Source organism: Amphritea sp. (assembly GCF_016744155.1).
Taxonomy (GTDB): domain Bacteria; phylum Pseudomonadota; class Gammaproteobacteria; order Pseudomonadales; family Balneatricaceae; genus Amphritea.
In genome coordinates this window covers 1-25642 of record NZ_JADGEW010000002.1, presented here as the reverse complement: position 1 = coordinate 25642, position 25642 = coordinate 1, and the positions used below count along the sequence as shown (strand labels likewise).

Here is a 25642-nt window from a genome sequence, read left to right as displayed (position 1 = left end):
TTATTCCTCGCGCTTATCGATCTCAAAGTCAGAACTTACCTCTACTCTGTTCCGGCCATTATTTTTGGCCCTGTACAAAGCCCTGTCAACACGCTCAATCAGTCCGTTTCTAGTTTCATCAGGCAACAATTCAGCAACACCAAAAGAGAGCGTTACATGCCCATATACATCACCGGAATTGGCTTTGCGCAGCCGACTTTTCGACACGAGAAGCCGAAGCTGTTCAGCAACAATTTCAGCATTTTTCAAGGGAGTTTGCGGTAAAATAATAGCAAATTCTTCGCCTCCAAACCGGCAAACAAAGTCTCTGCCTTTGATAGACTTTTTTAATTGTTTCGCGACATACTGCAACACTTTATCGCCTATAAGGTGGCCATAAGTATCATTGAACCGCTTAAAAGAATCGATATCACACAGCAGTAGACAGAGCGGTTCTTTATGCTCAACTGACTTATCTATAGAGCTATCCAGGGCAAGATCAAAAGCACGACGATTGGATACACCGGTTAACGAGTCTATATGAGATTCATCTCTAACCTGATTAATAACTTTGCGGATCTCACGCACTTCTTTAAGTACATCAGTCAGCTGGTTACCCAGATGCTGTTGAGACTCAGCAACCTCACGGGTCTCTTCAATGGTTTTCCGGACAGTAGCCAAAGTCAGCTCTGACTTTGCATCTGAGCTCATTAGATCCGCCAAAGAGCTTAACCTTTCTGAATACCCCTGGAGATCTCCATTCGCGGCCCCGCACTCATTGACAACACCTGACACGATTCCCTCAAGCTCTGACCTAATAAGCTCAAGAGCTTCTTCATCCTGAATGTAAAACTTTCGATACAGAGCCCAGAGTCCATCATTTAGATCCGTATCCGGGGCAGAGAGAACAGCCTTAAATTCATCATTTAAAGATTTGCTTCTTCCATCAATAAGATCATAAGCAAGACGATAATTGACCGGCGAGCTGGGCAATTTGTGCTCAGCTAAAACAGATAAAGCCAGCCTTAGATTTGCTCCAGCCTTCTCGTAGCTGTCATCAAAATAAGGGTTAGGTTTGTTTTTCCCCATGCGAGATTTACTTCTTCCGCTAGTGTCAAAATAAGACTATACGTCAATATGATTGAATTGCAGAGAGGCTGCAGCACTCTTTCTCTTTTTATTCTGTAAAAGCAGATAAAACCTAAATTGATTATTAGAAAAGCTCTCTTAAGTAACAGATCCACAGCTATAGAGTGGTTATGAATCTTTTATCATAGCAAGCAAACTCGAGCGCCCCTCGTTTTCAACGTACTCTAAGAACGTACGCGCAATAACTGACATCTGCTTTGCCTGCAAACGGACTAAAAACCACTGAGTAGTAATAGGCAACCCTTGTACTGCCAATTTAGTCAGGCCGTTAGTGCCACCAAACGCAAAGGTATGTTCCGAAATAATAGAGACACCTAACCCTGACATAACCGCATGCCTGATCGCCTCATTACTCTCGATAGTCATACGTACATTCAAGCTAACGCCCCGACTGTTCAAATGATTCTGAATAGCATGTCGAGTGCCTGAGCCGGTTTCCCTTATTAGGAATGGTTCTCGGGCGAAGCGTTCCAGTGATACATCCTTCTCTCTGGCGAGTATGTGATCCATCGGCACAATAGCGACCAGCGGATTAGGTGCAAACTGATGAAGAACCAGATCGCGATTTTCCGGTGGATGACTGAAGACATAAAAGTCATCCTCTCCCGTCTCCATTCGGTTAATAATTTGTTGTCTGTTACCTACTTTAAACTCCACATCAATTTCGGGATAAAGCTTAAGAAAGTCACCTAACAGATGAGGGATAAAATACTTAGCTGTAGTTACAACAGCCAGTTTCAGGGTACCTGTTTTCAACCCCTGCTGATCTGCCAGGTTCATTTCCAGACGGTCGAAACAAGCAAAAACCTCTCTAGCGGAGGAGACAACGGCAAGACCTGCCTCAGTAAAAACCTGCTTTCGTCCTATGTTGTTATATAGCGGCATACCCACATCATCTGCCAACTTCTTCAGCTGCATTGAAACAGTTGGTTGAGTCAAATGAAGAATATTAGAAGCCGCTGTAATTGATCCCTGTTGATAGACCGCTAATAAAATTTCAAGCTGCCTTAGCGTTCCGATGCGTGCGTGCAGTCTGGCCATAGATGAATCTCATATAGATATTTATCTATGCACAATATAGATAATGTCGATTTTTATCTATTAATAAGCTCAGGCAATATAATTTTTTAAGCAAGTAACTTAAGCAACAACAGGACCACAGCCTGGATGGCCCAATGTCTAAAGCACTCTATTGTGAGTTGGTATCTATCGCTTTGATTCTTGTTGCCGGTATTGACCTGATAGTGAACGGCCTACCTGGCGGGGAAATTTTTTATGTTGCTGTAATATTAACCCCCTGTTCACTGGGTTTATGCCACCTCAACGATCGCTTAGCGGCAGTTGTTATCTCCTACATATCCTCATAACGAGTACCCGATGCAATTAGATGTAATTGTCGCATTTTTCTTACGCTGGCTATCGGTCTGAAGTGCGTTATCACACTCGCTGAATACGGTACTCCAGATCTAATTTGGCGACCCATACCAATACTGTCCTTCGGTGCGGTTTTATCTTTTATTGCCTTCCCGCTTTTACACCGTATCGGCAATCTATTACAGGTTGATGCCGCCTCTGTAGCGGCCCATCACGAACCTGGGACTTGGAAAAACAGAGATGATCGGTTACTTGGGTACACTAAACCTCTAGGCTCAGCATACCTACCAGAAGATTATCAATTAGCAGAAACATTCAGTTTAACTGGTATAAGAAAGCACTTCGCCCACGCTGAAAGACCGGACACCTTAATAGGCATAATAATGCGCACCCCTAAACGTTACCGCAGCAGATGAAAGATATTGAAAATCAACTATATTGAAAACATTCTAATTCCTATAATTAGCCGAAAATAACAACTGTCGAGGTTCTATATGAAAGGTATCAAGCAGGTTATTGTGATCGCAAGTCTTGCATTTACTACTGTATCAATGGCTGACACCGCTGATCAAAGCCAGATATACAATAAGCAATATATCTTGGGTTTTCTGGCTGGAGCACAGCTTACCGATAGTGAAATTATCCGCAGAATGGAAATGGAGAGTGAAGTTGAACCACGATCTGATTTCTTTAAGCGAGCATTTAAAACCCGTTTAGGTAAATCAGCAGATACGGTTCCTGCAACTTATTATGCAGGCTTTTGCATACCTGAAAATGAACCCTCTGAGAGCGTTGTTGCCCACATAGAAGAACAGATCGGTCAACAATTACAAACTAAAACCGACAAAGCTCTTGTCATCTATAAGGCGATACAAGCACGCTATCCTTGTTGATGCTTATATATCCTCTTTAGGCAGAGATCTTCGCTTTCTGAGATTTCCTCATAGAAGATCTGCATAGCAAACCTATCGTACAACACGGATTTTGCTTCTTCGAATCAAAGACTGTGTTCTTTTCTATGGGTTGCTTCCTAATGGTCATCCCATGAAATTCTGGCTGAGGATAATAGATAATATACAGTCATATATAAACGCAAACAGGCCTAAGCTTAGGCATTGCTTTGGTCTGGATATCCTTATTAAAGGCAGGGCTTATAATTATATATCTCGACGAATCTACAATTAAGATAGTTAATGTGAACCACCTAAAAAGTAATTGAAAATTATATAGTTAAAGTTTTTTCGTTTTTTGACCAAAACAGTACAATGTGTATAGTTAAGCAACATCAATGTAGGGCTTATAAATAAGCCTATTGGTTGTTATCTCGCCATTCAATATGGAGTCATCCCCTCATATGAACCTGCTATGGGTCGTTCTATTGCCGCTTATTGGCACATTAGTCCCTTTGTTTACAGAACGTTTCGGCCGCAACATTTGTACTTTTTCCGTTGCTATATTACCCGCTTGGTCACTGATCCTGGTGCTCATGTTTGCAGGGGATGTATTTGATGGTCAAGATATTCGGCAATCCATAGACTGGATCCCCGCTATGGGGTTGGATCTTTCATTTCGACTCGACGGACTTTCACTGCTATTTTTGTTATTGATTCTCGGTATTGGACTGCTGGTAATTTTGTACGCCCGGTACTATCTATCGGCTAAGGACTCGATGGGGCGATTCTATGCATACCTGATCCTGTTTATGAGCGCTATGGTCGGTATTGTCATATCCAATAATTTGATTCAGTTATGGCTTTTCTGGGAACTAACCAGCATCAGCTCGTTTCTCCTGATCAGTTTTTGGTCGCATAAGTCTGAGGCTCGTAAAGGGGCGAGAATGGCACTGACAGTGACTGGAGCAGGTGGACTTGCGCTACTGGCAGGGCTTTTACTGATCGGTAATATTGTCGATAGCTATGACCTCGATACAGTATTAGCCAATGGTGATCTGATTCGATCACACGCAACCTATCCAATAGCATTAATACTAGTGCTTTTAGGCGCATTCACAAAATCAGCGCAATTCCCGTTTCATTTTTGGTTACCCCATGCAATGTCGGCGCCTACGCCTGTAAGTGCCTATCTACATTCCGCTACAATGGTAAAGGCGGGGATTTTCCTCATGGCCCGCTTTTACCCCGTATTGGCCGGTACAGATCTATGGTTCATGATTGTCAGCCTAACCGGTTTGACAACCCTGTTGCTAGGTGCTTATGTCGCCCTATTCAAGCATGATCTCAAAGGCCTTCTTGCCTATTCAACGATAAGTCATCTAGGGCTTATTACTCTTTTATTAGGCCTTAATTCTGAGCTTGCCGCTGTCGCGGCCGTGTTCCATATTATCAACCACGCCACCTTTAAAGCATCGTTGTTTATGGCTGCCGGAATTATTGATCATGAGTCTGGTTCACGGGATATGCGTAAGCTTAATGGTCTTTGGAAATATATGCCTTATACCGCTACGCTGGCAATCGTAGCGGCTCTTTCGATGGCAGGCGTACCCTTGTTGAACGGCTTTCTTTCGAAAGAAATGTTTTTTTCCGAAACCCTTAATCAAAGTATGCTGGGGTCTCTGTCCTGGATGATTCCGTTGCTAGCCACTGTCGGAGCTGCGTTCTCTGTCGCCTACTCTTTACGCTTCATTCATGATGTCTTCTTTAACGGTGTGCCAATAGATCTTCCTAAAACCCCGAAAGAACCTCCGCGTTATATGAAGGTACCGGTAGAGATCCTCGTAACGCTTTGTTTGTTGGTAGGAATATTTCCTGCTTATGTTGTCGGTGACCTATTAGATGTCGCCTCTTTCGCAGTACTCACGCATGAAGTCCCCATCCACAGCCTGGCTATATGGCACGGATTTAACATCCCATTATTCATGAGCTTTCTAGCAATGGTTGGAGGTGCAACGATTTACTATAATCGACGCCACCTATTTGAGTTTCAATCACACTTCGATGAGACTGATGCAAAGCATATCTTCGAAGGCATCATTCAATCGATAGTCAAAGCCTCTCAGCAGATTATAACCACTCTGGAAAACGGCTCCCTGCAACGGTATATCTTCTTACTGCTGTTATTCACACTAGTCATGGGGGCATTACCTCTGCTCGATCTGACCCAGAACACGGGTTCTCGTCCTCAAATTCCAGTTGATGGCGTGACAATAACGGGAGCTGTGCTGCTGATATTAAGTACCATCGCAACGGTGATATGGTACCGGCAGCGGTTTATTGCGCTCATATTTCTCTCCGTGGTTGGGTTAATCGTATCGCTGACATTTGCTCAATTTTCAGCGCCCGATCTAGCACTAACACAACTATCTGTTGAGATAGCCACCATTATATTATTACTTCTGGCGCTGTTCTTTTTGCCCCAAAATGCACATAAAGAATCGAGCAACAGGCGTTTAAGCGGAGATTTATTAGTTTCTGGGTTGATAGGCTGTGTCATAGGTACTATCTGTTTCGCCATGCTCACAACCCCTTTAAGCACGATTTCAGACTTCTTCATAGCGAATAGTAAAACCGGTGGCGGGGGCACCAATGTGGTGAATGTGATTCTCGTCGATTTCAGGGGCTTTGACACTCTCGGAGAAATCACCGTACTAGGCATTGCCGCATTAGGCGTTTATAAACTGATTGCAAAAATGCGAATCTATATGCCGACACGTGATGATAAAGGTCGCGCCTGGAGTAATGACCCTCACCCTATGATGCTTGAAATGGTGTCACAAAGCCTTCTTCCTTTAGCACTACTAGTATCCGTCTATATTTTCTTACGGGGGCATAATGTACCCGGGGGTGGTTTTATTGCGGGCCTGATTACATCCGTAGCGATTATTCAGCAATACATTGCACATGGAGTGCTGTGGATGAAGCCCCGAGTCAATATCGATTATCAATGGCTCATTGCAGGAGGGATATTAATTGCGACCGCTACCGGCTTAGGCAGCTGGATCTTTGACAAACCGTTCCTTAGCACTTGGTTCGACTACTTCGGTTTACCCTGGATTGGAAAATTTGAGCTCGCCAGTGCCATGCTGTTTGATTTAGGCGTATACCTAACAGTGGTGGGCGCCGTGATGTTAATACTGGCCAACCTGGGCAAGCTAACCACCAGTGAACGCATACATATTAAGGAGAACGATTAATGGAAGCGATTTATGCGTTCTGTGTCGGCATACTGACCACCTGTGGATTCTTTCTCGTTCTTAGGGGGCGAACATTTACCGTTGTAATGGGGCTAACCCTGCTATCTTATGCAGTAAACCTATTTCTGTTTGCCAGTGGCCGTCTAAAACTCGATGGTGCAGCAGTATTGGGGCAATCAATTGAATACAGCGATCCATTACCTCAAGCTCTGGTACTAACCGCTATCGTCATTGGCTTTGCCATGACAGCATTTGTGGTGATATTAGCCATGCGTTCACGAGCAGATCAAGGGAATGACCATGTAGATGGACACATCCCGGTTCAGTCGACAAAATCCCGTATTTCAGAAAAGAGGCATAGTTAATGCAACACCTGCCTATTCTTCCCATTTTATTACCGATGCTGGCGGCAGCCTTTATGTTACTTCCGCCGTTAAGCAACTCGATCACCCGGCACCGTTTTTTTGCTGTTTCGGTCATGATGATTCTTGTCATAGTATCCGCCACCCTTCTACTCACCAGTCATCAGCAAGGAACGCAAATGTACGTCCTGGGAGGCTGGCAACCTCCTTTCGGAATAGCTTTAGTCGCCGATAGATTATCAACCATGATGGTATTGTTAACATCAGTACTTGCATTGGGTGCACAGCTATATGCCTGCGCTGGTGACGATCATGACGGTATGTATTTTCACCCGTTATTTATGTTTCTGGTCATGGGGGTTAATGGCGCGTTTCTGACAGGGGATATATTTAATCTATTTGTATTCTTTGAGGTGCTGCTCATAGCCTCTTATGCCTTATTAATACATGGCGGCGGTAAACAGAAAACCAAAGCCACGGTGCACTATGTAATTCTAAACCTCGTCGGTTCAAGTATTTTCCTGTTTGCGCTAGGTATCTTATACGGCACTATCGGCTCACTAAATATGGAGGATATGGCAAACAAAGTACGATTGTTAGGCGAGCATGAACAAGCATTGGCTAAAGCCGGTGGGCTGTTATTGTTAGTGGTCTTCGGACTAAAAGCTGCGTTATTGCCGTTACATTTTTGGTTACCTAAAACCTATGCTGCCGCCAGCGCCCCGGTTGCAGCGTTATTCGCTATTATGACCAAAGTAGGTGTTTATAGTACTTTACGGGTTCATACGACCATTTTCGGCGAAGATGCCGGAGCCCTTGCCGGCATTGCAATACCATGGCTGTGGCCATTGGCGCTCATAACTTTAGGGATGGGAGCCATCGGCGTTCTTGCCAGCCCGAGTTTAAGGTTAACCGCAGCCAATTTAGTAATCGTATCGGTTGGGACACTCATGCTGGCGATTGCTATGCAGCGTGAAGCGGCTACTTCAGCAGCGCTTTACTACATGATTCATTCCACCCTGGCTACAGGGGCACTATTCCTGATCGCGGACCTCATTAGCAAACAACGAGGCAAAGCCGAAGATCGCTATGTTGTTGCGCGTAAAATGAATCAAGGAAAGGTCATTGGTGTAGCATTTTTCATAGCAGCACTCACGGTAGTAGGCATGCCACCATTATCGGGCTTTGTGGGTAAGATACTTATATTGCAAGCGGCTCAAGGCATGACTGAAATGATTTGGGTGTGGCCGGTGATTTTATTAGCGGGGCTTGCATGTCTTGTAGCAATATCCCGCGCGGGCACCACTGTTTTCTGGCGCACTGCAGGAGAAAGTACTAACTATGTACCGATTTCCCGACTCAAGCTTATTGCTGTTGCATTTTTACTCAGTGCATCACCGCTGCTAGTTATGTTTGGCGGCCCCGTCACCGCTTATACTGATCTTGCGGCGGCTCAACTGCATGATAATAAGGCTCAGTCAGTTTACGCGATACTTCCAGAAGGGGATAAATAATGAAAACTAAACCGCGTTTTCGCTTATTACCCATGCCTCTACACTCTCTTATACTATTTGTCGTCTGGCTGTTACTCAACAATACAGTTGCCCCCGGACATTTATTATTAGGTGCGTTTTTAGCTATAGGTATTCCTCTTCTGACATCAGGCATGCAAGATGCACAACCCGGCTTTCGTAAACCACTAGCAACCCTTCGCTATGTATTCATGGTGATTGGAGACATTATTGCGGCTAATTTTGAAGTAGCAAAACTGGTAGTCGGTTCGTCTAAAAAGTTGAGTCCCGCATTTATTGCTGTCCCTCTGAATATAGAACATGAGCTTCCGATTACCATTCTTGCCAGTACGGTATCTTTAACCCCCGGTACCGTTAGCGCTGAAGTTTCCGAAGACAAAAAATGGCTCTATGTACATGTGCTCAACCTGACGGATAAAGATGAGCTTATCGCCTCAATCAAACACCGTTATGAACGACCTCTTATGGAGATTTTCGAATGCTAAGTACTGCAATTTTGATTGCCACCATTCTGGTTTGCTTATCGTTAATCCTTAACTTGTGGCGGTTGTTTAAAGGGCCAGACAGACCTGACCGCATTCTGGCACTGGACACCATGTACATTAATAGCATTGCGCTGATCATATTATTTGGTATCTCTTCTAGTACAACCCTATATTTTGAGGCCGCATTATTAATTGCCATGCTGGGGTTTGTTAGTACAGCAGCGATGTGTAAATACATTTTACGCGGCGACCTTATAGAGTAAGCGGCCACGTAATAACACGATAACGAGACTAGTTAGGACAAGATAATGGAATTTTGGATTGAATTAGTGGTATCAGCATTTCTAATCCTGGGAAGCATTTTTGTTTTCGTAGGCTCCCTGGGTCTTGCAAAGCTGCCCGACTTTTACACTCGCCTTCACGGCCCTACCAAAGCGACTACACTGGGAATGGGCTGTCTGCTCATAGCATCGATGATATTTGTCACCTATCAGCAAGGTTATCTAAGCGTACATGAACTGCTCATTACGCTGTTTTTGCTCATTACTGCGCCTGTCACTGCCCATATGCTGGCTAAAACCGCCATGCACCATGAATTAGAGATACTCGACAAAACCTCAAACAAGGCTCTGTCACAGCGTGCCCGAGAGCGAATGTCTCCATAGCCACATCTTCAAGATCGACTAATGGCAAAACAGGCATACCTCCAGCGCCGTTAGTATCCGATTTAATGGGTGTCTACAGGTTAGAAATAAACACTAACAGTGTGGAAAGAGCTTCCCCCCAGTATGTGTACCTGAGTAGAAACGTTCATATGGATATTTTCGTTTACTCAAGGCAAAGCTAAAAGCATCAGGGCCTGCATCTACTAAATACAGGCCCTATTATTTCACTGCGTCGTAAGCGCCCTTTCAACCCAATCCAAACGATCCTGGCCGAAATAAATCTCATCATTGACGAACATAGTAGGGGCACCAAAAACGCCCCGCTCTGCTGCGGCCTCAGTGGCTTGGATCAGCGCTTGTTTATTTTCAGGTTGTGCCATTGCTTCCATCACCACCGTTGCATCAAAGCCTGCGCCACTCAGCACTTCAGATATAACCTCAGGCGAAGAGAGATCTTTACCTTCCCCCCAGGCCGCTTTGAACATCGCACGGTTATAATCCTCAATCCGTCCTTCGGACAGCGCCCAAAAAGCTCCCCGCATAGCGCTGATAGTACTGAAAATAAAATGCGGATTAAGTTGATAGGGAATATCGTAGTATTCTGCATGACGGGCAAAGTCTTTCTTAAGCCATTCCCATTTAGCTGGCACCGTTATCGGTGACGTATTGCCATTGGCTTTAAACACACCACCCAACAACATCGGCTTGTAATTAATGGTGGCCCCGTTTTTTTGGCAAAGCTCTGCCAGTCGGATAAACGCAAAGTAAGATGCCGGGCTGATAAAATCGTAATAAAAATCTACTGTTTTACTCATTCAAGATTCCTCAGTTATATAGAGTCGAATTGATTACCACTGTTCTGTATAAGGTCTGACATCCTGTTCGAAGGTCCAGGCGGTTTTAGGCTGGTTATGAAGTTGCCAATACACCTCTGCCAGATCATCCGGCTGGATAATACCGTTCTCACCTTTGCTGGCGAACAGATCAGGAAGAAACGCTTTTGTTGCTTCGTTTTCAATCAAGCCATCAACGATCACATGGGCCACATGAATCCCTTGAGGACCCAGTTCACGAGACATACTTTGTGCCAACGCTCTTAAGGCATGCTTACCCCCGGCAAAAGCGGCAAAACCACTACTACCCCGTAAACTCGCTGACGCCCCGGTAAAAATAATGGTTCCTTGCTCTCGAGGCAGCATCTTTTTTGCCACTTCACGCCCTACCAGAAAGCCGGCCAGGGCACACATTTCCCAGACTTTGCGGTATACCTGCGTCGTGGTTTCAGTAATACCAAAGCGAACATTACCTCCAACATTAAATACCGCCACCCTCATAGGCCCCAGCTCAGATTCCACCTTTTCAATCAACGCCATTACCTGTTCTTCGTCCCGTGCATCTGAATGCAGTGCAGTAACATCTGAACCCAGTGCCCGAACATCACTGATCAGTGTATCCAGGTCACCACGGCGTCGGGTGGCAACAATATGATACCCCTCAGTGGCAAACCGCCTCGCTATTGCCGCACCCAGATGATCTCCGGCACCGATAATCAATGCGATAGGTTTTTCGATTGCTGTCATACCTTGCTCCTTATCTGCATGCTGCATTTTCTAATCATTGATAAAAGTGTAGAGATTAAACTACAATAAATATAATCGATTATTTGTATCGTAATGATAAGCACAGGTTATGACATGGAATTTCAACAGTTACGCTTGTTTCTGGCTGCTGCGGAATCAGAAAGTTTTACCCGGGGAGCTGAGCGAGCATTTGTGTCCCAGCCAGCACTGTCCGCCTCAATATCTAAACTAGAGGCCGAAGTGGGAGTAAAACTTTTTACCCGTAACAAGCGTAATGTGGTGCTGACACCCGCAGGGCGTAAGCTATTACAACGAGCAAAACTAATCGTCGGAGAGTGTGCCAGAGCTAAGGATGAGCTCAAACAACATGAGGTGCAGCGCAGGCTAAGACTCGGTGTCATTAACACCTTGTCTATTACTGCGGTAGCCCGATTGATAGAGCAATATCGTCGTGAGAATCCCGATCTGAAACTGGACGTCTTTGATTCCAGCGCGACTGAGATGCTCAAGTTAGAACGGGATAATCGTATCGATCTGGCACTCACAACCATACAAAAAAACCCACAGGCTAGTCGCAGGTTCCTGTGTTCTAAGTCGCTATTCTCAGAACCTTATCTGGTTGCCATGTCCCGTAGCCATCACCTCAGCAGATCAAAAATCATCAGCATCGCAGACCTAAACAATGAACTATTTATCGGTCGCAGTCACTGTGAGCACCGACTGGTTATTCAAAACCTGATAAAACAACATAATGTACAACTGAATATGGCCTACATAACGAATCAGGACGATCGCGCACTGGCACTGGTAGAAGCGGATATTGGCCTGACGATAGTACCGGCACACTACGCTTCTTCCCGTATTATCACGATTCCTCTGGCCGAAGACCGGAACCAAAGATCGATTGGTTTTGAATGGGGTGAAAACGAAAACATGAATGAAATTACCCAATTTGTTGATTTCGCCAGTACCGCCTCCTGGGCTTATAACGAGACCTGAGTAGGAAGCCCTAAAGTCACCAAACATAAAGTTTATTCTGTTGAACCCAGCTACAATCAGCAGAGACAGCTGCACATTAGATTATAACGAGGCAATGATGAGCGAATATCTTCCCCCTAAAGTTTGGACGTTTGATAGTGAAAATGGCGGTGCCTGGGCAAGCCTAAACCGGCCCACCGCAGGAGCAACCCATGAAGCAGTGCTGCCCGAAGGCAAACAGCCTCTGCAGCTTTATTCAATGGGAACCCCCAACGGCCAGAAAGTCACTATAATGCTCGAAGAGCTGTTGGCGGCGGGTGAAACGGGTGCTGAATACGATGCACACCTGATCAGAATCAGCGAAGGAGACCAGTTTTCCAGTGGCTTCGTCGGCGTCAATCCAAACTCCAAAATTCCTGCGCTACTTGATCGGTCTGCAGAACAGCCTATAAGAATCTTCGAGTCCGGGGCAATACTCCTCTATCTGGCAGAAAAATTTGAACATTTTCTGCCAACAGAGCTCTCAGAGCGTACCGAAGTTCTCAATTGGCTCTTCTGGTTGCAGGGCTCCGCGCCTTATTTAGGCGGCGGCTTTGGCCACTTCTACGCCTATGCTCCGGAGAAAATGGAGTACCCTATCAATCGTTTCACAATGGAGGCCAAGCGCCAGCTCGACCTGTTAGATCAGCAACTGGCAACCAGCCAATTCATTGCAAGTGATCATTACAGTATCGCTGATATAGCCATCTGGCCCTGGTATGGCAACTTAGCACGCGGTCTTCAATACGATGCTGGGGACTTTCTGGATGTAAAGAGTTACAAAAACCTGCAACGCTGGGCAGAAGAAGTCTGGCAACGCCCCGCAGTGCAACGTGGAAATATTGTTAATAAAACCTGGGGAGAGCCATGGCAGATGCTTCCGGAACGGCATCATGCATCGGATATTGATAACGTGCTAAAGCTAAAGCCTTAATAGGGGCCAGAGCACTTTCCAGGCATTGTCGAGCAAAGCCGGGAAAGTGCTGCTACTCCAAACCTTAACATTCGCAGTCTGGCGAAAAATATTAACAACTATATCAGCCCGTTATAGCCCCCACTCTAGGCTTGTTTTCTACTTGTTTAATAAACAGAGCCAGTACAATCAAGACCATCGCGGTCACTTCCAACCGATCTATACTCTCTCCCAATAAAACGGCTCCCGTGAGTAAAGCAACGACTAGCTCAAGAGATCCTGCTAATGCATTTTTATCTGCACATGACCTTGGGGCACCTAACATAAATAGAACTTGAGGAATTGCCGCAGCCACTAGCGCGATACCTAGCACTGACAATAACCCGGTTAGTGAAACCGGCAACACTTGCGCAGGCGCAATCCATATTGCTAACGGCAAAAGCACAATAATATGACCAATGGTGATCCAGGCCATTCTATTGGTTGTATGAATATACCTCTTGGGGTTAGACAGATACTGAACCTGCGTAGCAACAACCAAAGGAGCCAAAAAGCAGGCGCCAACTGAAAGTAGTGCTCCGGCAGGAAGGGTTTCAGGCCTTACTGTCAATGACGCCGCTATAGCCACTAATGCCGCCGAGATCAAAGCGTTTTGTGAAGGTACCCGGCTAAAGAAAATCCAACCAATCAAAACACTGAAAACCGGGTATGTGTAGTAAATGAGGATGGCGGTGGCCGCCGGAAGTGTCTCCAATGCATGAAAATAGCCAAAAATGGAAACCCCGCTGGCGACTCCCAGTAATAAGGTTCGAAAAGCTTCAGGCCAGTTTGCTTGTGGAGTGTGCAGGAAAAAAGCGAAAAAGAGCGCAGGCAGAATAAACCGGTACAGACTCACCATCTCTGCACCGAAACCCTCCTTAAATAATAGTTGTGCAAAAAATGGATTTAGCCCGTAAAAGAAAGCAGCCATTAATACTAAGTACTGGCCATTGATTGCTGGTTTGTTGTTCATATTAATATCATTCCATTGGTTATGGCTGGAACGATAGTTCGCTTCTGATTAAATAAATAGTGAATAATTCGAGTAATTGATTAATAGTATGCATCTATTGAGAAAGGTTTTTGACGCCTTATCTGTGTCAGTGCCATGAGGTAAAACGTGAGATTAGACATAAGGCATTGGGAAATGCTCAAAGCAATTAACGAAACAGGCACATTAAGACAAGCAGCTTATATGCTGGGCATAACCCAGTCCGCCTTGAGTCATCGGCTTGCTGAAGCGGAAAGACGTTTAGGAGGATTGTTATTCGAAAGAGAGGGTCGCAAGCTTCGACAAACATCTGCTGGCCGGGCAATGACACAGACGGCTAATCAGATCATTCCAGCTCTACAGCGTGCCGAATTTGATTTTCAACAGATGACTAATAATGAAATCACTGTCGTTCGCTTTGGTGTCGCTGCCTATAGCTGCTATCACTGGTTGCCTTCCTTTCTAAAAGTGATGTCTAAAAAAGAGCCCGGCATTCAACTGGAACTGGTAGCTTCGGCAACACAAAATCCATTACAAAACATCCAGGAAGGCAGGGTCGATGTTGTGCTAGCCCCCGGACATCTGGCGATCCCGGGTATCGATTCGATGCCAGTTTTACAGGATGAACTCGTTTTAGTAACACACTCAAAACATGAGTTGGCAACAAAACCTTTTATTGAAGCGACAGATTTAGAAGGTGAAGAATACCTGACCTATAGCAAATCAGCACAGCCGGGCTTTGAATATGAGCGGTTTATTCGCCCCTCAGGAACAGTGCCTCACCTGGTAACAGTGGTAGAAGTGACAGACGCCATTGTCGAATTGATAGCTGCCGGATTTGGTGTGAGCATACTGTCGAGATGGGCAGTCCAATCAGCTATTAAAAATAAAAGTGTTTCGGCCATACAGGTGGGCAAAGATAGCCTAGACCTTGATTGGTCTGCATTGATACGCGATTCCGAACCACCTCAGTCTGCGGCAAGAGTACTGTCGAGCAGATTAGCTGAATGGTTTTAGTGAATCGATCGCCTTTCCTAAACATTTTACCCTTTGATGAGAAAGTGAGTTAGAAAGATGTAAAAATCGGCTGAATAGATCCCAAAAACAAAAAAGCCGAATCAAATGATTCGGCTTTTTGCTACTGAGGCCTTTATAAAGAGATCAGCATAAATTTTGGTAGGACTAGTCAGATTATTCCCCTGCGGGCCATCGCCGCAAGCTCCAATGTTGTCTCGCTACGCTCGGCTCGAACTTTCAGTTCTCATCTACCTGAACCAGATAGCAAAAAGCCCCGCATTCGCGAGGCTTTTTAAATTTGGTAGGACTAGTCAGATTATTCCCCTGCGGGCCATCGTCGCAAGCTCCAATGTTGTCTCGCTACGCTCGGCTCGAACTTTCAGTTCTCATCTGCCTAAACCAGATAGCAAAAAGCCTCGCATTCGCGAGGCTTTTTTGTATCTGGTAGGACTAGTCAGATTCGAACTGACGACCCCTTGCATGTCGAGCAAGTGCTCTAACCAACTGAGCTATAGTCCTAAAGTGAGGGCTATTATAGGGTTTTAGCTCTTCGACGCAACCCCCTTTTCCCAACAATCGTCCTGTTAGATAAGATCCAAGATCTCTCGGTGATAACCGATAAAACTGGCCTTGTACAAAAAACAAACAATACTTAACAGATATGATAATTATCAATTTTTCTTTGCTGCACTGCCGAAATTAGCAATTTACAGACCATATACGCAGCATCAAAACACTATTTTTTATAAAATTATTAGAACATATTATTGATAATTAACATAAGTTCGAATGATAACAATTCAATACCAGTGTTAGTGTAATTGAATCCACTAACAATAAAACATTCAGCAGGAGAACCGTTATGTTGATTGGTATCCCTAAAGAGATTAAGAATCACGAATATCGTATCGGTATGACACCCGCAGGTGTCCGTGAACTGATTGAAAATGGCCATGAAGTTATCGTTCAGCGTGATGGCGGTACTTCGATTGGTCTGACAAATGATCAATATGAAGCGGCCGGCGCGAAACTAATCGACACTCCAGAGGAGATCTTCGCTGCTGCTGATATGATTATTAAAGTAAAAGAGCCTCAGCCTAATGAGTGCAAGATGCTGCGCCCTGGTCAATTGCTGTTTACTTACCTACACCTGGCTCCGGACCCAGCACAAACTAAGCTGCTGGTTGAATCTGATTGTGTCGCTGTTGCTTACGAAACCGTAACCGATGCTAACCGTGGCCTTCCTCTGCTGGCTCCCATGAGTGAAGTTGCTGGTCGTATGGCCATTCAGGCAGGTGCTCATGCACTTGAAAAAGCGCAGGGCGGTCTGGGTGTTCTGCTGGGCGGTGTACCGGGTGTAGCCCCAGCTAAAGTAACCGTTATTGGTGGTGGTGTCGTTGGCATTAACGCTGCACGAATGGCGATGGGGCTGGGGGCTGATGTCACGATTATAGATCGCTCTCTGCCACGTCTTAAAGATCTGGATGCCCAGTACGGTCCACAACTGAAGACGCTGTACTCAAACGCTGAATCTGTTGAGCAGGAAGTTGTGAACTCCGATTTGGTGATCGGGGCGGTTCTGATTCCAGGCGCTGCTGCACCTAAACTGGTTACCCGTGCAATGCTGAGTAAGATGAAAAACGGCTCGGTACTGGTAGACGTTGCTATCGATCAGGGCGGCTGCTTTGAAACATCCCATGCAACGACTCACCAAGAACCAACTTACGAAGTAGATGGAGTAATTCACTACTGCGTTGCTAATATGCCCGGCGGCGTCGCCCGTACCTCTACTTTTGCTCTAACCAATGCGACTTTACCTTTCGCACTTGCCCTGGCAAATAAGGGTTATCGACAAGCCCTGCAGGATGATCCACACCTTCGTAACGGACTCAATGTACATCGAGGTAAAGTTACCTATGAAGCGGTAGCCCATGATCTTGGGTACGACTTCCAGCCCGCAGAACAGGCAATCGCTGAATAAGATACCTATTCAAGCGCCACTACTCGTTAGTGGCGCTTTCATTTATACAGAAACAATAGTTGTTGTTAGTCCCTTATAAGCCTTCGGTAAAACTCCCCCCTCCCCAGATTAGATTTCCTTCCGCTCCAGATAATGGATAGTTGTACCACTGCAACGCTTGATCAGAAATATTATCTGTTTCACCAGCCAGCCAGGACCGATACTCCGAGAAGTAGGGATACGCGGTATCGATACCAACCCCCTCCAAAGGCCAGCGCCAATCAACGGGAACCATTAAGCCAAATGGATAGCCATTCTGATCAATCATGCCGTCATAAGGGTTCACCTCAAACAGGTCAATATCCAGCCGGGTATTCATCACATAAAGGAAAGGCCGATAATTAAACTCCCCTCCGGCCAGCGCTTGTGATGAAGGGTTTAGTTCAGGGTTTGTAAGACTAATATCGATTGATGTCATTACACGGGGCTCCGTCAGCTCACCGTTATCATAGACATTAGCAAAGCCAGATAACGCTGACCGAGTATTATGGAATACCAGTACATCGTCTGACTGATCGTAATAAGAGATTTGCGAAGCCCCTGAGTCAAGATTGTTGTAAGTAACCTTGACCGAAGCATCACCCACTACGGCGGGAGTACTATTATATGTTGCATTACGACTATCCAGATTGCCATCCAGGGATAAATAGAGCCTATGGTTATAACCAGCCCCCCGCGCTAGCGGAATAAAATCCAGGTGGATAGTTTCCAGCTGCTGCTGTGCGTTATAGTTTTCTTGCACCCGAAACTGAAGCACCATATCGTTATAATCGGCATCTCCTGGATTAGGATACAGATCCTCAAACGCCAGCGTCGCCCACTGACCAGTACTACTGCCGGTATCATAAGTTGCGATACCAGGATAGCTAACGCTAAACCCGCCACAGCCACCCTCACCCCCAACCTGAGGCACAACGACCAATACCAATTCCCCACTATAATCACCCGCCTGCTGCGCTGAGATAGCACCTAACATAACTTCTGCATCGATACGGTGTTCTGCCCCATGACCTTCTGTAGCGGTATTCAGTACCGGAGACTGAAGATCAAAAAGGTATTTAGGAATGAGTACTGAGTTGCTGTTTTTCAACGCTCCCGACTGTATCTCAACCCTGACAGGACCGTTACTTTCGAGATAAAACTGATCTCCTCCAGTATATTTAGCTCCCGCCTGACCTGAGATATCAGTCGTTGCAAGCAAGAAATCATCAAGACCGGTCAGGCTAGCAGTCTGTCCAATAGTCATACATACCGACGCCTGATCATCAACATTTTGATTATTAGCAACACCTCCCCTTCCATCGGCGAAGAGATTTAAAGAGGCCAGCATCAGCACTATAAAGACTCTGGAACTATTCATCACTCTACCCTCCTGAGATTAACTGCCCAAAACTTTTGGCCGAATCATTATTAAGACTTCTGTCTCCTGAAGAAGCTGTTGTTTCTGGCCAAACAGATTACCTACCAGCGGAGCATCTTTAAGCCCGGGAATCCCCTCACCATCCCGTCGGGATTTCTTCTGCAATAGCCCTCCCAGCACCAAATAATCACCGTCCTGGACATGCACAGTATTAGAGATTGAATGAGAAATAATTCGAGGTACTCCCTGATCAGACTCAGTAAAATCACTTACTGAAGCATTAATAATTTCAAGTTTTATCTGCCCACCTGCCGCTATCCGAGGCACTACTTTCATATTCACGCCATAGGTCAACTCTCGTCGACGGCCCGTATCCCCACCGTTAACAAATGGAAGCCATACCGTATTCATAGACGAAAATATCGCTTCTTTTCCATCCAGAGTGACAATACTAGGCATCGCTTTAACCTGCGCCTGTCCCTGAGTACGAAGAAAGTTCAACGAATCTGAAAGCGTCCGCATGGGCAAAGCTCCGAGTGATAACAGAGATGAAACGGAGGGATCAGATTCTCGCTTGTAACCATCCCATTCAGCTGTTCCCAAACGACGCAGCATCGAAGTATTAGGGTCACGTCCGTAACGGTTCCAGTCGACGCCAAGCAGCTCCATTGCGTCACTACTGACTTCAACAATATGCATTTCCAGTAATAGCTGGCGCGGTTTACGATCATAATTATCCAGATGACTCCGAATTTTACGCAGAGTGTCCGGTGTTGCGGTTATCGTCAGGTAATCCGCTTCATTGTGCAGACTTATAAACTGCTGAAAATAGGGGGTCAGGGATACGGCTAAATCAGCAGGTTTCGTGTGTCTTGGACGATAGTGACAACTGATCGCCAACTTATGAAATACGGGCGAATCGGGCCGAGCACTACCCACTAAAATATGTCGCTCCATTTTACGAAATGAGATATCTCCACCGCTTAACATAACTTCAAGGGCATCATCAAAACTGACACCGGTAATATTTACCGTGATCAATCCATCAACATTTTCACCTATCACGACGGGCACACCACTCATGACGCTTACTTCCACCAGCGCATCACGGAGGGGCATCTCGAAAAAAGCCAGATCTAACTTACGAATATGACCTGTCTTCATCCCCCGGGGATGCGGTACGCATTGGGCTCTTGGACTCTCAGAAACGGTCGATTGCTGTTTATTTTCCAGACTGAGCTGTTGGCGATTAATACGATACGCGGCTCTCTGCTCCGAAGTCACTTCATCCTGAAAGCGTTGACTAAGACTGGTTTGTAACTCAGCCTGTGACATAGCAGAAGGCGCTTCTTCAATGTGTTGCTGTAAGCTGGCCTGGTTAATACAACCGGACAACGATATGCAGATCATCAAGCCCCACACATGCTTTTGTATTCTGTTCATCATTGCACCCTCACAACTGAGTCGGTATCTCAAGCCACTCTACCTGTTCACCTCCTACTACCTGTGCCAAGTACTTAACGGGCTGTACATCTCGCTCATCTTTGTATTTTTGGTTAAGAATCACCATACCCCGCTGACTGGGCTCCAGCTTTAATACTGCGGGGGTAAATCGGTACTCGCTCAGGAGACCTTGGTCCGCGTTCTTTGGAAAGCGAATTTCAACCGCCTGATCCTGATTATTAACCAGCATCACTGACGCAGTTGCATATCCGCCACGTCGTACTTTAAGTACCGGATCACGTAATAGAGCGACGCCTTCAGGTAAAGGTTTAGCATCACCCTGCATACCTTTAGCCATTTCAGTTGTCACGTTAACCGGGCTGCGCCAAGTCGGCTGATGTCGACCACCAAACCGGTTACGCACCATAGCCTGATAATTCCCAGCAGGTAGCGGTTTAGTCAGCAGTCCGAACACTTCTACTTCTGCACCAGGAAAGACCCTTGAAGCCTCATCACCCCTCTGCCAGGCAGACTGAGTTTTAAGTAACACCCTGCCCAGTGGTTTATTATCAGCACTGCGTAATTGTGCTTTTGAGCTCAGCCGATAATCCCGGTTTGAATTGTTAATAAACCGACCTGCAATATAAAACTCACCCTCCTGCTCAATCAGACGCAGATCACTAAAGCTAGAATTGATCCGCGACTTTTTCCCCGCCACTCGTATATTAAGAATGACGGCATAACGCACATTCACCACGACACCTTTTGCATCCGGCGCACGGGCTTCTTCAACCATAACGGCAGTGTGATAACTACCATTGGCCCAGGGCGGGATAGTCACTTTGCCGGTCACTTCCACCGACTCATCTTTTTTCACGCTAAATGTTGGATTATCAAGTTGAACCCAACTGGAAAGCTTTTCCTGATCACCATTAACCTCTACAAACCCCATATGACCGGTAAGCTGCTGCTCCATATCCCAAGCTGTTATTTTCACCTGGCCAGCGGTTTTTCCAAATACCTGAAAGCTGAAGTTCTCAATTACTCTGGGAGAACTTTCCAGCTCTATCATCATCGGCGATACAGCAAATTCTGCAGCAAAACTTCGCGCAGTGAACAACCATATAATCAGTAGTACCCTGAAATATTTCATGCTAAGTCCCCTGCAAGCGACATTTGATTACACCAATAATTTAGAAATATAGTAGTGGCGACCCGAAGGCCGCCTTGCGGCCACTCTTACAACGCTGCGACAGTCAAAGTAATGACCGTAGAATAAGCGCCGGCTTTCTGAGCAGAAATAGCGCCAAGTGTTGCTGATGCTGCAACGGTGTGGGTTCCGTTGTGCACTGAGTCGGCAGTGGTATCAAAAGTAGTACCACCATCATCCATCGAGTAACTGGTAGAAACAGAATCTGTACCGTTACTCAGATCACCACCTGAGAGGCTGACTCGTACCTGATCATTTGATTCCAGATTAAAAGAATCAGTACCCGAATACACAGCACCAGCAGCACCATCGGTATCTGTGGTAGACAGAACAAAATCGTCCAGCCCGGTTAAAGCGGCATACTGGGAAACAGCCATACTGACTGTAGCGGAATCACTGTCCAGATTTGCTGCTAAGGCATGGCCGCTAATCAGCGAAGAAACTACAGTAACGAGCAGAACTTTTTTAAACATTTTCATGGGAAGATCCCCCTAAGTTATAATTTGCTGTAAAAAGCGAACTGACTGTCGCACTTTACATACAGGACTATACATAACCCATGCCAAGTAATTTTTATTAATATATTTCAACAGCTTACAAAATAACGATACTTTAGTAGCCGAAGGTTGTTACATAGGATGACGTATCAGCTGTTACAGTTGTTACAGCATTTGTTACACCTGAAAAGACTATAAAAATGACATAAAAAAGCCGCCTTATAAGGCGGCTCGATAAAGAGAGTAAAAAATCAATTAACTGCCAGCTCTTTCATACGACGCCATAGTGTCATACGGCTGATTCCAAGAGATTCAGCCGTTGCTGTACGGTTACCCTGATGTTTATCCAATAATTGTTGCAGCTCAGTCACATCTAACTGCTGCAATGGTTTGAGGCGATCAGCAGACTCTTCCTGCCGTTCCGGACAATCTATGCAGATGATATGCTGCGGTAGCAGGTCTATATCAATTAATGTCTCACGCCTATCACACATAGCCGCAAGGTACTGTGCCACATTATATAACTGACGAACGTTGCCGGGCCATGAGTACCCTTTCAACTGATTCTGCAACCGTTCAGTAAAGCCTATCTCTTCAGGCAACATCAGCTGATTCAGAAAGAAACGTAGCAGCGGAATAATATCGATCGGCCGTTGGCGTAGCGGAGGAATATGCACCGGTAAAACCTCAAGGCGATACTGAAGATCAGGCCTGAACGCCCCACTAGCTACCGCATCTTGAATAGACTGCGATGATGCAGATATTAACTGAACATCAAAACTATACTCATGATTCCCGCCCACCGGTCGAAAGCGCCGTTCCTGCAATACCCTGAGTAACTTAGCCTGCAGTGCCAGGGGTAATGTTGTCACTTCATCAAAAAATAAAGTACCTCCATCGGCTTCCTGCAACAAGCCGATCCGATCTTCTACGGCTCCGGTAAAGGCACCTTTTTTGTGTCCGAACAATTCAGCTTCCATCATCTGATCGGTAAAATTGGCACAATTTACAGCAACAAAAGACTTATCTCTTCGATGGCTTTCAAGATGAATTGCCTGTGCCGCCAACTCTTTACCTGTGCCGGTTTCACCCGACAGGTTTATCGGCGCATTAGCATTAGAAAGACGCGTTAACTGCTGAAACATCTCCAGCATTTTGGGGTCCTGGCTGAGCATGCCATGAAATAATACGCCATCGCTATTCGATGATTGATTATTCAGTTTCTGGATATTGAACAATTGATCGATACTGTGTAACAGCTGCCGCTCATCCCAGGGCTTAGCAATAAACTGATGGATAACCCCTTGATTAAACGCCTCTGTAATCTGATCAAAATCGGCATAACCACTAACGATATAGTGCTGCGCTGATAAACCCAGATCTGATATTTTTCGTAACAGATCAGTGCCGAGAACCCCTGGCATCCGCTGATCACATATTATGAGCTCTGGTTTTTCCTGCTGCGCCAGTTGTAATGCTTCTTGCGCTTCTGAAGTTGAAAAAATCACTAACCCCAGTTTTTCAACGCTCGGCCGCAGTAATCGTTTCAAAGCCCGTAAAATAGCAGGATCATCATCAATCAATAGTATTGTCCCTGCCATTTAACTAGCCTCCTGCCGTACAAACACTTCAAACTGCTCTTCAAGATTCTGCTCCATCTCTGAAAGACGCGCAATCACTGAGCTATCCAACGTCTGACCGGCTCCCAGCAACAGAACATCTTGAATCGTCAGCAGGTCTCGGCTGAGCACCATTCCAGAAATGAGCGCACTGGTCGCCAGGCATTGCTCATGCTCTACCTCTCCTTCTGCAACTAACTGATCAACAACTGAACACAAGAGATCAACAATTTCAGCATTGTATCGTTCGGCGGCGAACTCTTTTAAATACGCAAGCGCTTCATGACTACTGTAAGAGCGTTTCTGATAGAGCCCTGAAATCAGCTCTACATAGTCATTAACGACGCAGAGCAACTGCGCACTGTAGCTAATCTGTTCCCCTTTAAGCCCCTTTGGGTAACCCGAGCCATCCAGATACTCTTTATGCTGAACGATAATTTCACCCGCAGGAAACAGAGGAGCAACCAGTACTGTAGCCGCCTGTGCCCTGAGGGGGTGTTGTTGAAACTGCCGTTGATTTTCAGCCGGAAGCGTTACATAAGCCTGATTAATCAGTTCATCCGCAAAACTAAGCTTGCCAATATTACGAAGCTGCCAGGCAAAATAAAGCTGCTTCAAAGCTTTACCCGTTATAGGAGTCAGTCTTGCTGTTCTAATTAAAAGGCTATTAAGCTGACTCCCTTTATGACTGTCCTGCCCCAAACGGCGAGCGGTAATTGCAGAGAACATTCGAACCATGGCTCGATAGCTCGAAATCAGTTTTGCATTACTGGCTTCCAGTTGTTCGGTGCGCAGTTTAACTTTATCTTCAAGCCCAGCATTAAGCTGTTCCAACTCTTTCTTTTTCTTCTCAGTCAGCTGTTGCAGTGATGCGTTTTGCTGTCTTAACTGGGCCAGTTCAAATCCCTTACAAACCACCTTAAGCACTTCTTCATCCTGCCAGGGCTTCATCAGAAAGCGGCTTACTTTGCCTTTATTAATTGCATCAATGGTGCTCTTAGTGTCTGAAAAACCAGTAATTATAATTCGCTCAGTCTCAGGCCAGCGCTCAGCCACCTTCTGTAAAAAAACCTCTCCGCCGATTTCTGGCATCCGCATATCGCTGATAATAATATCCACTGTCTGCTGTTCCAGCAGCTCCAACCCCGCTGTTGCGGATTCAGCTGTTAACACCTGGCAGCGCAAAGGCCTGAGTAACCGCTTCAGTGAATTAAGTACCTGTTTCTCATCATCAACCAAAAGTATTGAACGATCCGTATATTCCATAAATACTTCCTTTTATGTTTCAACCGTTGGATGTTGCCATTCAGAGATAGTTTTGCGTAGCTGGGCATTAGAAAAAGGTTTAGACAAAACGGCATCAGCACCTATCGCCAGAGCATGATCTAACTGCTGACCCGCCAAAGCTGAAACTACCAGTATGCGAATATCAGAATTTTTCTGCTCATCTCTGATATACCTGATGACAGCAAATCCATCCATACCCGGCATGCTCAGGTCCAGCACAATCATGGCAGGATTTAACTGTTCCAAAAGCAGCCCTGCATGAAAACCATCTGCTGCACTGTGTATATTCAGGTGCAATGGTTTCAATGCTCTGGTCATCGCTCTAAGCACTGCAGGTTCATCGTCAATCAGTAGGATACTCGTTGATACTGGACTGAACTCTTCCTTCAACTGATCAGGAATTGGTATCTTGTTTTGTTTAAGAAAATCAATAAAATCAACAGTCTGAATTCGATTATTACCCCGACCAGGAAGTTTAAACCCTTTAAGTTTCCCACTATTAATCCAACGGATAACCGTTCTCTGAGTCACATCTAGATAATTAGCGATATCTCCGCTGGTAAGAGTTTTCATAATACACAATCTCTTATTTGCATTAGACTCAGCATAGACTACATTTAAGACATATGTGACATTTGTGACATTTGTGACATTTGTGACATTAAATGTTGGGGCGAAGTTTATGAAAGGTGTTATTTTTAATATTCTTGAAGAGCTGGTTGAACAACGTTGCGGCATGCAGGCCTGGAACGATATTTTATCCGAGCTGAGTAATGACGGAATCTATACCGCCGGAAAGAGCTATCCCGACGAAGACCTAATGGCGCTGGTTAGTGCTGTTTCAACCAAACTGGAAATGCCTGATTCAGAGGTTATCGGAATGTTTGGTGAATATATGTTCAGCCAGCTTGCAGACCGCTATCCTATTTTTATTGAACAGGAAAACACGCTTC

At 45.5% G+C, this 25642-nt stretch carries 26 protein-coding genes, 1 tRNA gene and 1 other RNA gene; 14 read left to right on the top strand and 14 right to left on the bottom strand.

All coding sequences use genetic code 11. From position 1 onward, the window contains the following. A complete protein-coding gene (locus QZZ54_RS02810) occupies window positions 1–1068 on the bottom strand; it encodes a GGDEF domain-containing protein (RefSeq protein ID WP_290698272.1) in 1068 nt (355 codons plus the stop codon). A gap of 168 nt (window positions 1069–1236) precedes the next feature. Continuing rightward, window positions 1237–2169, bottom strand: coding sequence for a LysR family transcriptional regulator (locus tag QZZ54_RS02805; RefSeq protein WP_290698269.1), 933 nt, complete (start codon window positions 2167–2169; stop codon window positions 1237–1239). Window positions 2170–2303: 134 nt separating this feature from the next. On the opposite strand from QZZ54_RS02805, the gene QZZ54_RS02800 reads away from it, so the two are divergent. The 9 genes from QZZ54_RS02800 (at window position 2304) to QZZ54_RS02765 (ending at window position 9696) form a co-directional block, all read left to right on the top strand. Next, entirely contained in the window at window positions 2304–2495 is a 192-nt protein-coding gene (locus tag QZZ54_RS02800) for a hypothetical protein (protein ID WP_290698267.1), read from the top strand. Window positions 2496–2510: 15 nt separating this feature from the next. Further along, a complete protein-coding gene (locus QZZ54_RS19170; RefSeq protein ID WP_366645006.1) occupies window positions 2511–2918 on the top strand; it encodes a sodium-dependent bicarbonate transport family permease in 408 nt (135 codons plus the stop codon). A 78-nt stretch (window positions 2919–2996) separates the two neighbouring features. Further along, a complete protein-coding gene (locus QZZ54_RS02795; protein WP_290698264.1) occupies window positions 2997–3395 on the top strand; it encodes a hypothetical protein in 399 nt (132 codons plus the stop codon). A gap of 461 nt (window positions 3396–3856) precedes the next feature. After that, window positions 3857–6652 (top strand): monovalent cation/H+ antiporter subunit A, encoded by a 2796-nt coding sequence (locus tag QZZ54_RS02790; RefSeq protein WP_290698261.1) that lies wholly within the window; start codon window positions 3857–3859, stop codon window positions 6650–6652. Further along, window positions 6652–7017, top strand: coding sequence for a Na+/H+ antiporter subunit C (locus tag QZZ54_RS02785; protein ID WP_290698258.1), 366 nt, complete (start codon window positions 6652–6654; stop codon window positions 7015–7017). Before QZZ54_RS02790 ends, QZZ54_RS02785 begins: the two co-directional genes overlap by 1 nt. Beyond that, window positions 7017–8528, top strand: coding sequence for a monovalent cation/H+ antiporter subunit D (locus QZZ54_RS02780; protein ID WP_290698255.1), 1512 nt, complete (start codon window positions 7017–7019; stop codon window positions 8526–8528). The genes QZZ54_RS02785 and QZZ54_RS02780 overlap by 1 nt, the downstream gene beginning before the upstream one ends. After that, a complete protein-coding gene (locus QZZ54_RS02775; RefSeq protein WP_290698252.1) occupies window positions 8528–9031 on the top strand; it encodes a Na+/H+ antiporter subunit E in 504 nt (167 codons plus the stop codon). The genes QZZ54_RS02780 and QZZ54_RS02775 overlap by 1 nt, the downstream gene beginning before the upstream one ends. Continuing rightward, window positions 9025–9294, top strand: a complete 270-nt coding sequence (locus QZZ54_RS02770) for a K+/H+ antiporter subunit F (protein WP_290698249.1) — start codon at window positions 9025–9027, stop codon at window positions 9292–9294. Before QZZ54_RS02775 ends, QZZ54_RS02770 begins: the two co-directional genes overlap by 7 nt. A 45-nt stretch (window positions 9295–9339) precedes the next feature. Continuing rightward, window positions 9340–9696: a Na+/H+ antiporter subunit G gene (locus tag QZZ54_RS02765; protein WP_290698246.1), complete on the top strand. Its 357-nt coding sequence runs from the start codon at window positions 9340–9342 to the stop codon at window positions 9694–9696. A 224-nt stretch (window positions 9697–9920) separates the two neighbouring features. On the opposite strand, the gene QZZ54_RS02760 is transcribed toward QZZ54_RS02765, so the two are convergent. Further along, a complete protein-coding gene (locus tag QZZ54_RS02760; protein WP_290698243.1) occupies window positions 9921–10511 on the bottom strand; it encodes a 2-hydroxychromene-2-carboxylate isomerase in 591 nt (196 codons plus the stop codon). Window positions 10512–10544: 33 nt separating this feature from the next. After that, window positions 10545–11276, bottom strand: coding sequence for an SDR family NAD(P)-dependent oxidoreductase (locus QZZ54_RS02755; protein ID WP_290698240.1), 732 nt, complete (start codon window positions 11274–11276; stop codon window positions 10545–10547). Window positions 11277–11390: 114 nt separating this feature from the next. Here QZZ54_RS02755 and QZZ54_RS02750 point away from each other — a divergent pair, with 114 nt between their 5' ends. Both QZZ54_RS02750 and yghU read left to right on the top strand, forming a co-directional pair. After that, complete coding sequence (locus tag QZZ54_RS02750) at window positions 11391–12275, top strand: LysR family transcriptional regulator (RefSeq protein ID WP_290698237.1); 885 nt, start codon at window positions 11391–11393, stop codon at window positions 12273–12275. Between the two features lie 97 nt (window positions 12276–12372). Next, window positions 12373–13227 (top strand): glutathione-dependent disulfide-bond oxidoreductase, encoded by an 855-nt coding sequence (gene yghU, locus QZZ54_RS02745; RefSeq protein WP_290698233.1) that lies wholly within the window; start codon window positions 12373–12375, stop codon window positions 13225–13227. 103 nt (window positions 13228–13330) lie between these two features. On the opposite strand, the gene QZZ54_RS02740 is transcribed toward yghU, so the two are convergent. Next, window positions 13331–14218, bottom strand: a complete 888-nt coding sequence (locus QZZ54_RS02740) for a DMT family transporter (protein ID WP_290698230.1) — start codon at window positions 14216–14218, stop codon at window positions 13331–13333. A gap of 147 nt (window positions 14219–14365) precedes the next feature. On the opposite strand from QZZ54_RS02740, the gene QZZ54_RS02735 reads away from it, so the two are divergent. After that, window positions 14366–15253: a LysR family transcriptional regulator gene (locus QZZ54_RS02735; RefSeq protein WP_290698228.1), complete on the top strand. Its 888-nt coding sequence runs from the start codon at window positions 14366–14368 to the stop codon at window positions 15251–15253. A gap of 299 nt (window positions 15254–15552) precedes the next feature. Here QZZ54_RS02735 and QZZ54_RS02730 read toward each other — a convergent pair. After that, a non-coding RNA gene (locus QZZ54_RS02730) (RtT sRNA) lies at window positions 15553–15664 on the bottom strand. Window positions 15665–15695: 31 nt separating this feature from the next. Further along, window positions 15696–15772 (bottom strand) — tRNA-Val (locus QZZ54_RS02725). Window positions 15773–16115: 343 nt separating this feature from the next. Here QZZ54_RS02725 and ald point away from each other — a divergent pair. Beyond that, on the top strand, window positions 16116–17234 hold the full coding sequence (ald, locus tag QZZ54_RS02720; protein WP_290698226.1) for an alanine dehydrogenase: 1119 nt from the start codon (window positions 16116–16118) through the stop codon (window positions 17232–17234). A gap of 73 nt (window positions 17235–17307) precedes the next feature. On the opposite strand, the gene QZZ54_RS02715 is transcribed toward ald, so the two are convergent. The 7 genes from QZZ54_RS02715 to QZZ54_RS02685 form a co-directional block, all read right to left on the bottom strand. Beyond that, entirely contained in the window at window positions 17308–18633 is a 1326-nt protein-coding gene (locus tag QZZ54_RS02715) for an LruC domain-containing protein (RefSeq protein ID WP_290698224.1), read from the bottom strand. A gap of 18 nt (window positions 18634–18651) precedes the next feature. After that, entirely contained in the window at window positions 18652–20076 is a 1425-nt protein-coding gene (locus QZZ54_RS02710; RefSeq protein ID WP_290698221.1) for a hypothetical protein, read from the bottom strand. A 10-nt stretch (window positions 20077–20086) separates the two neighbouring features. Beyond that, on the bottom strand, window positions 20087–21229 hold the full coding sequence (locus QZZ54_RS02705; protein WP_290698218.1) for a hypothetical protein: 1143 nt from the start codon (window positions 21227–21229) through the stop codon (window positions 20087–20089). 86 nt (window positions 21230–21315) lie between these two features. Next, on the bottom strand, window positions 21316–21765 hold the full coding sequence (locus QZZ54_RS02700) for a hypothetical protein (RefSeq protein ID WP_290698215.1): 450 nt from the start codon (window positions 21763–21765) through the stop codon (window positions 21316–21318). Window positions 21766–22034: 269 nt separating this feature from the next. Beyond that, window positions 22035–23384 (bottom strand): sigma-54 dependent transcriptional regulator, encoded by a 1350-nt coding sequence (locus QZZ54_RS02695; protein ID WP_290698212.1) that lies wholly within the window; start codon window positions 23382–23384, stop codon window positions 22035–22037. Next, the gene (locus QZZ54_RS02690) at window positions 23385–24668 is read right to left on the bottom strand and encodes an HD domain-containing phosphohydrolase (protein WP_290698210.1); all 1284 of its coding nucleotides are present in this window, start codon (window positions 24666–24668) and stop codon (window positions 23385–23387) included. 12 nt (window positions 24669–24680) lie between these two features. Further along, a complete protein-coding gene (locus QZZ54_RS02685) occupies window positions 24681–25262 on the bottom strand; it encodes a response regulator (protein ID WP_290698207.1) in 582 nt (193 codons plus the stop codon). 109 nt (window positions 25263–25371) lie between these two features. On the opposite strand from QZZ54_RS02685, the gene QZZ54_RS02680 reads away from it, so the two are divergent. Further along, window positions 25372–25642: heme NO-binding domain-containing protein (locus QZZ54_RS02680; protein WP_290698204.1), on the top strand; the 271-nt coding region annotated here is incomplete at its 3' end.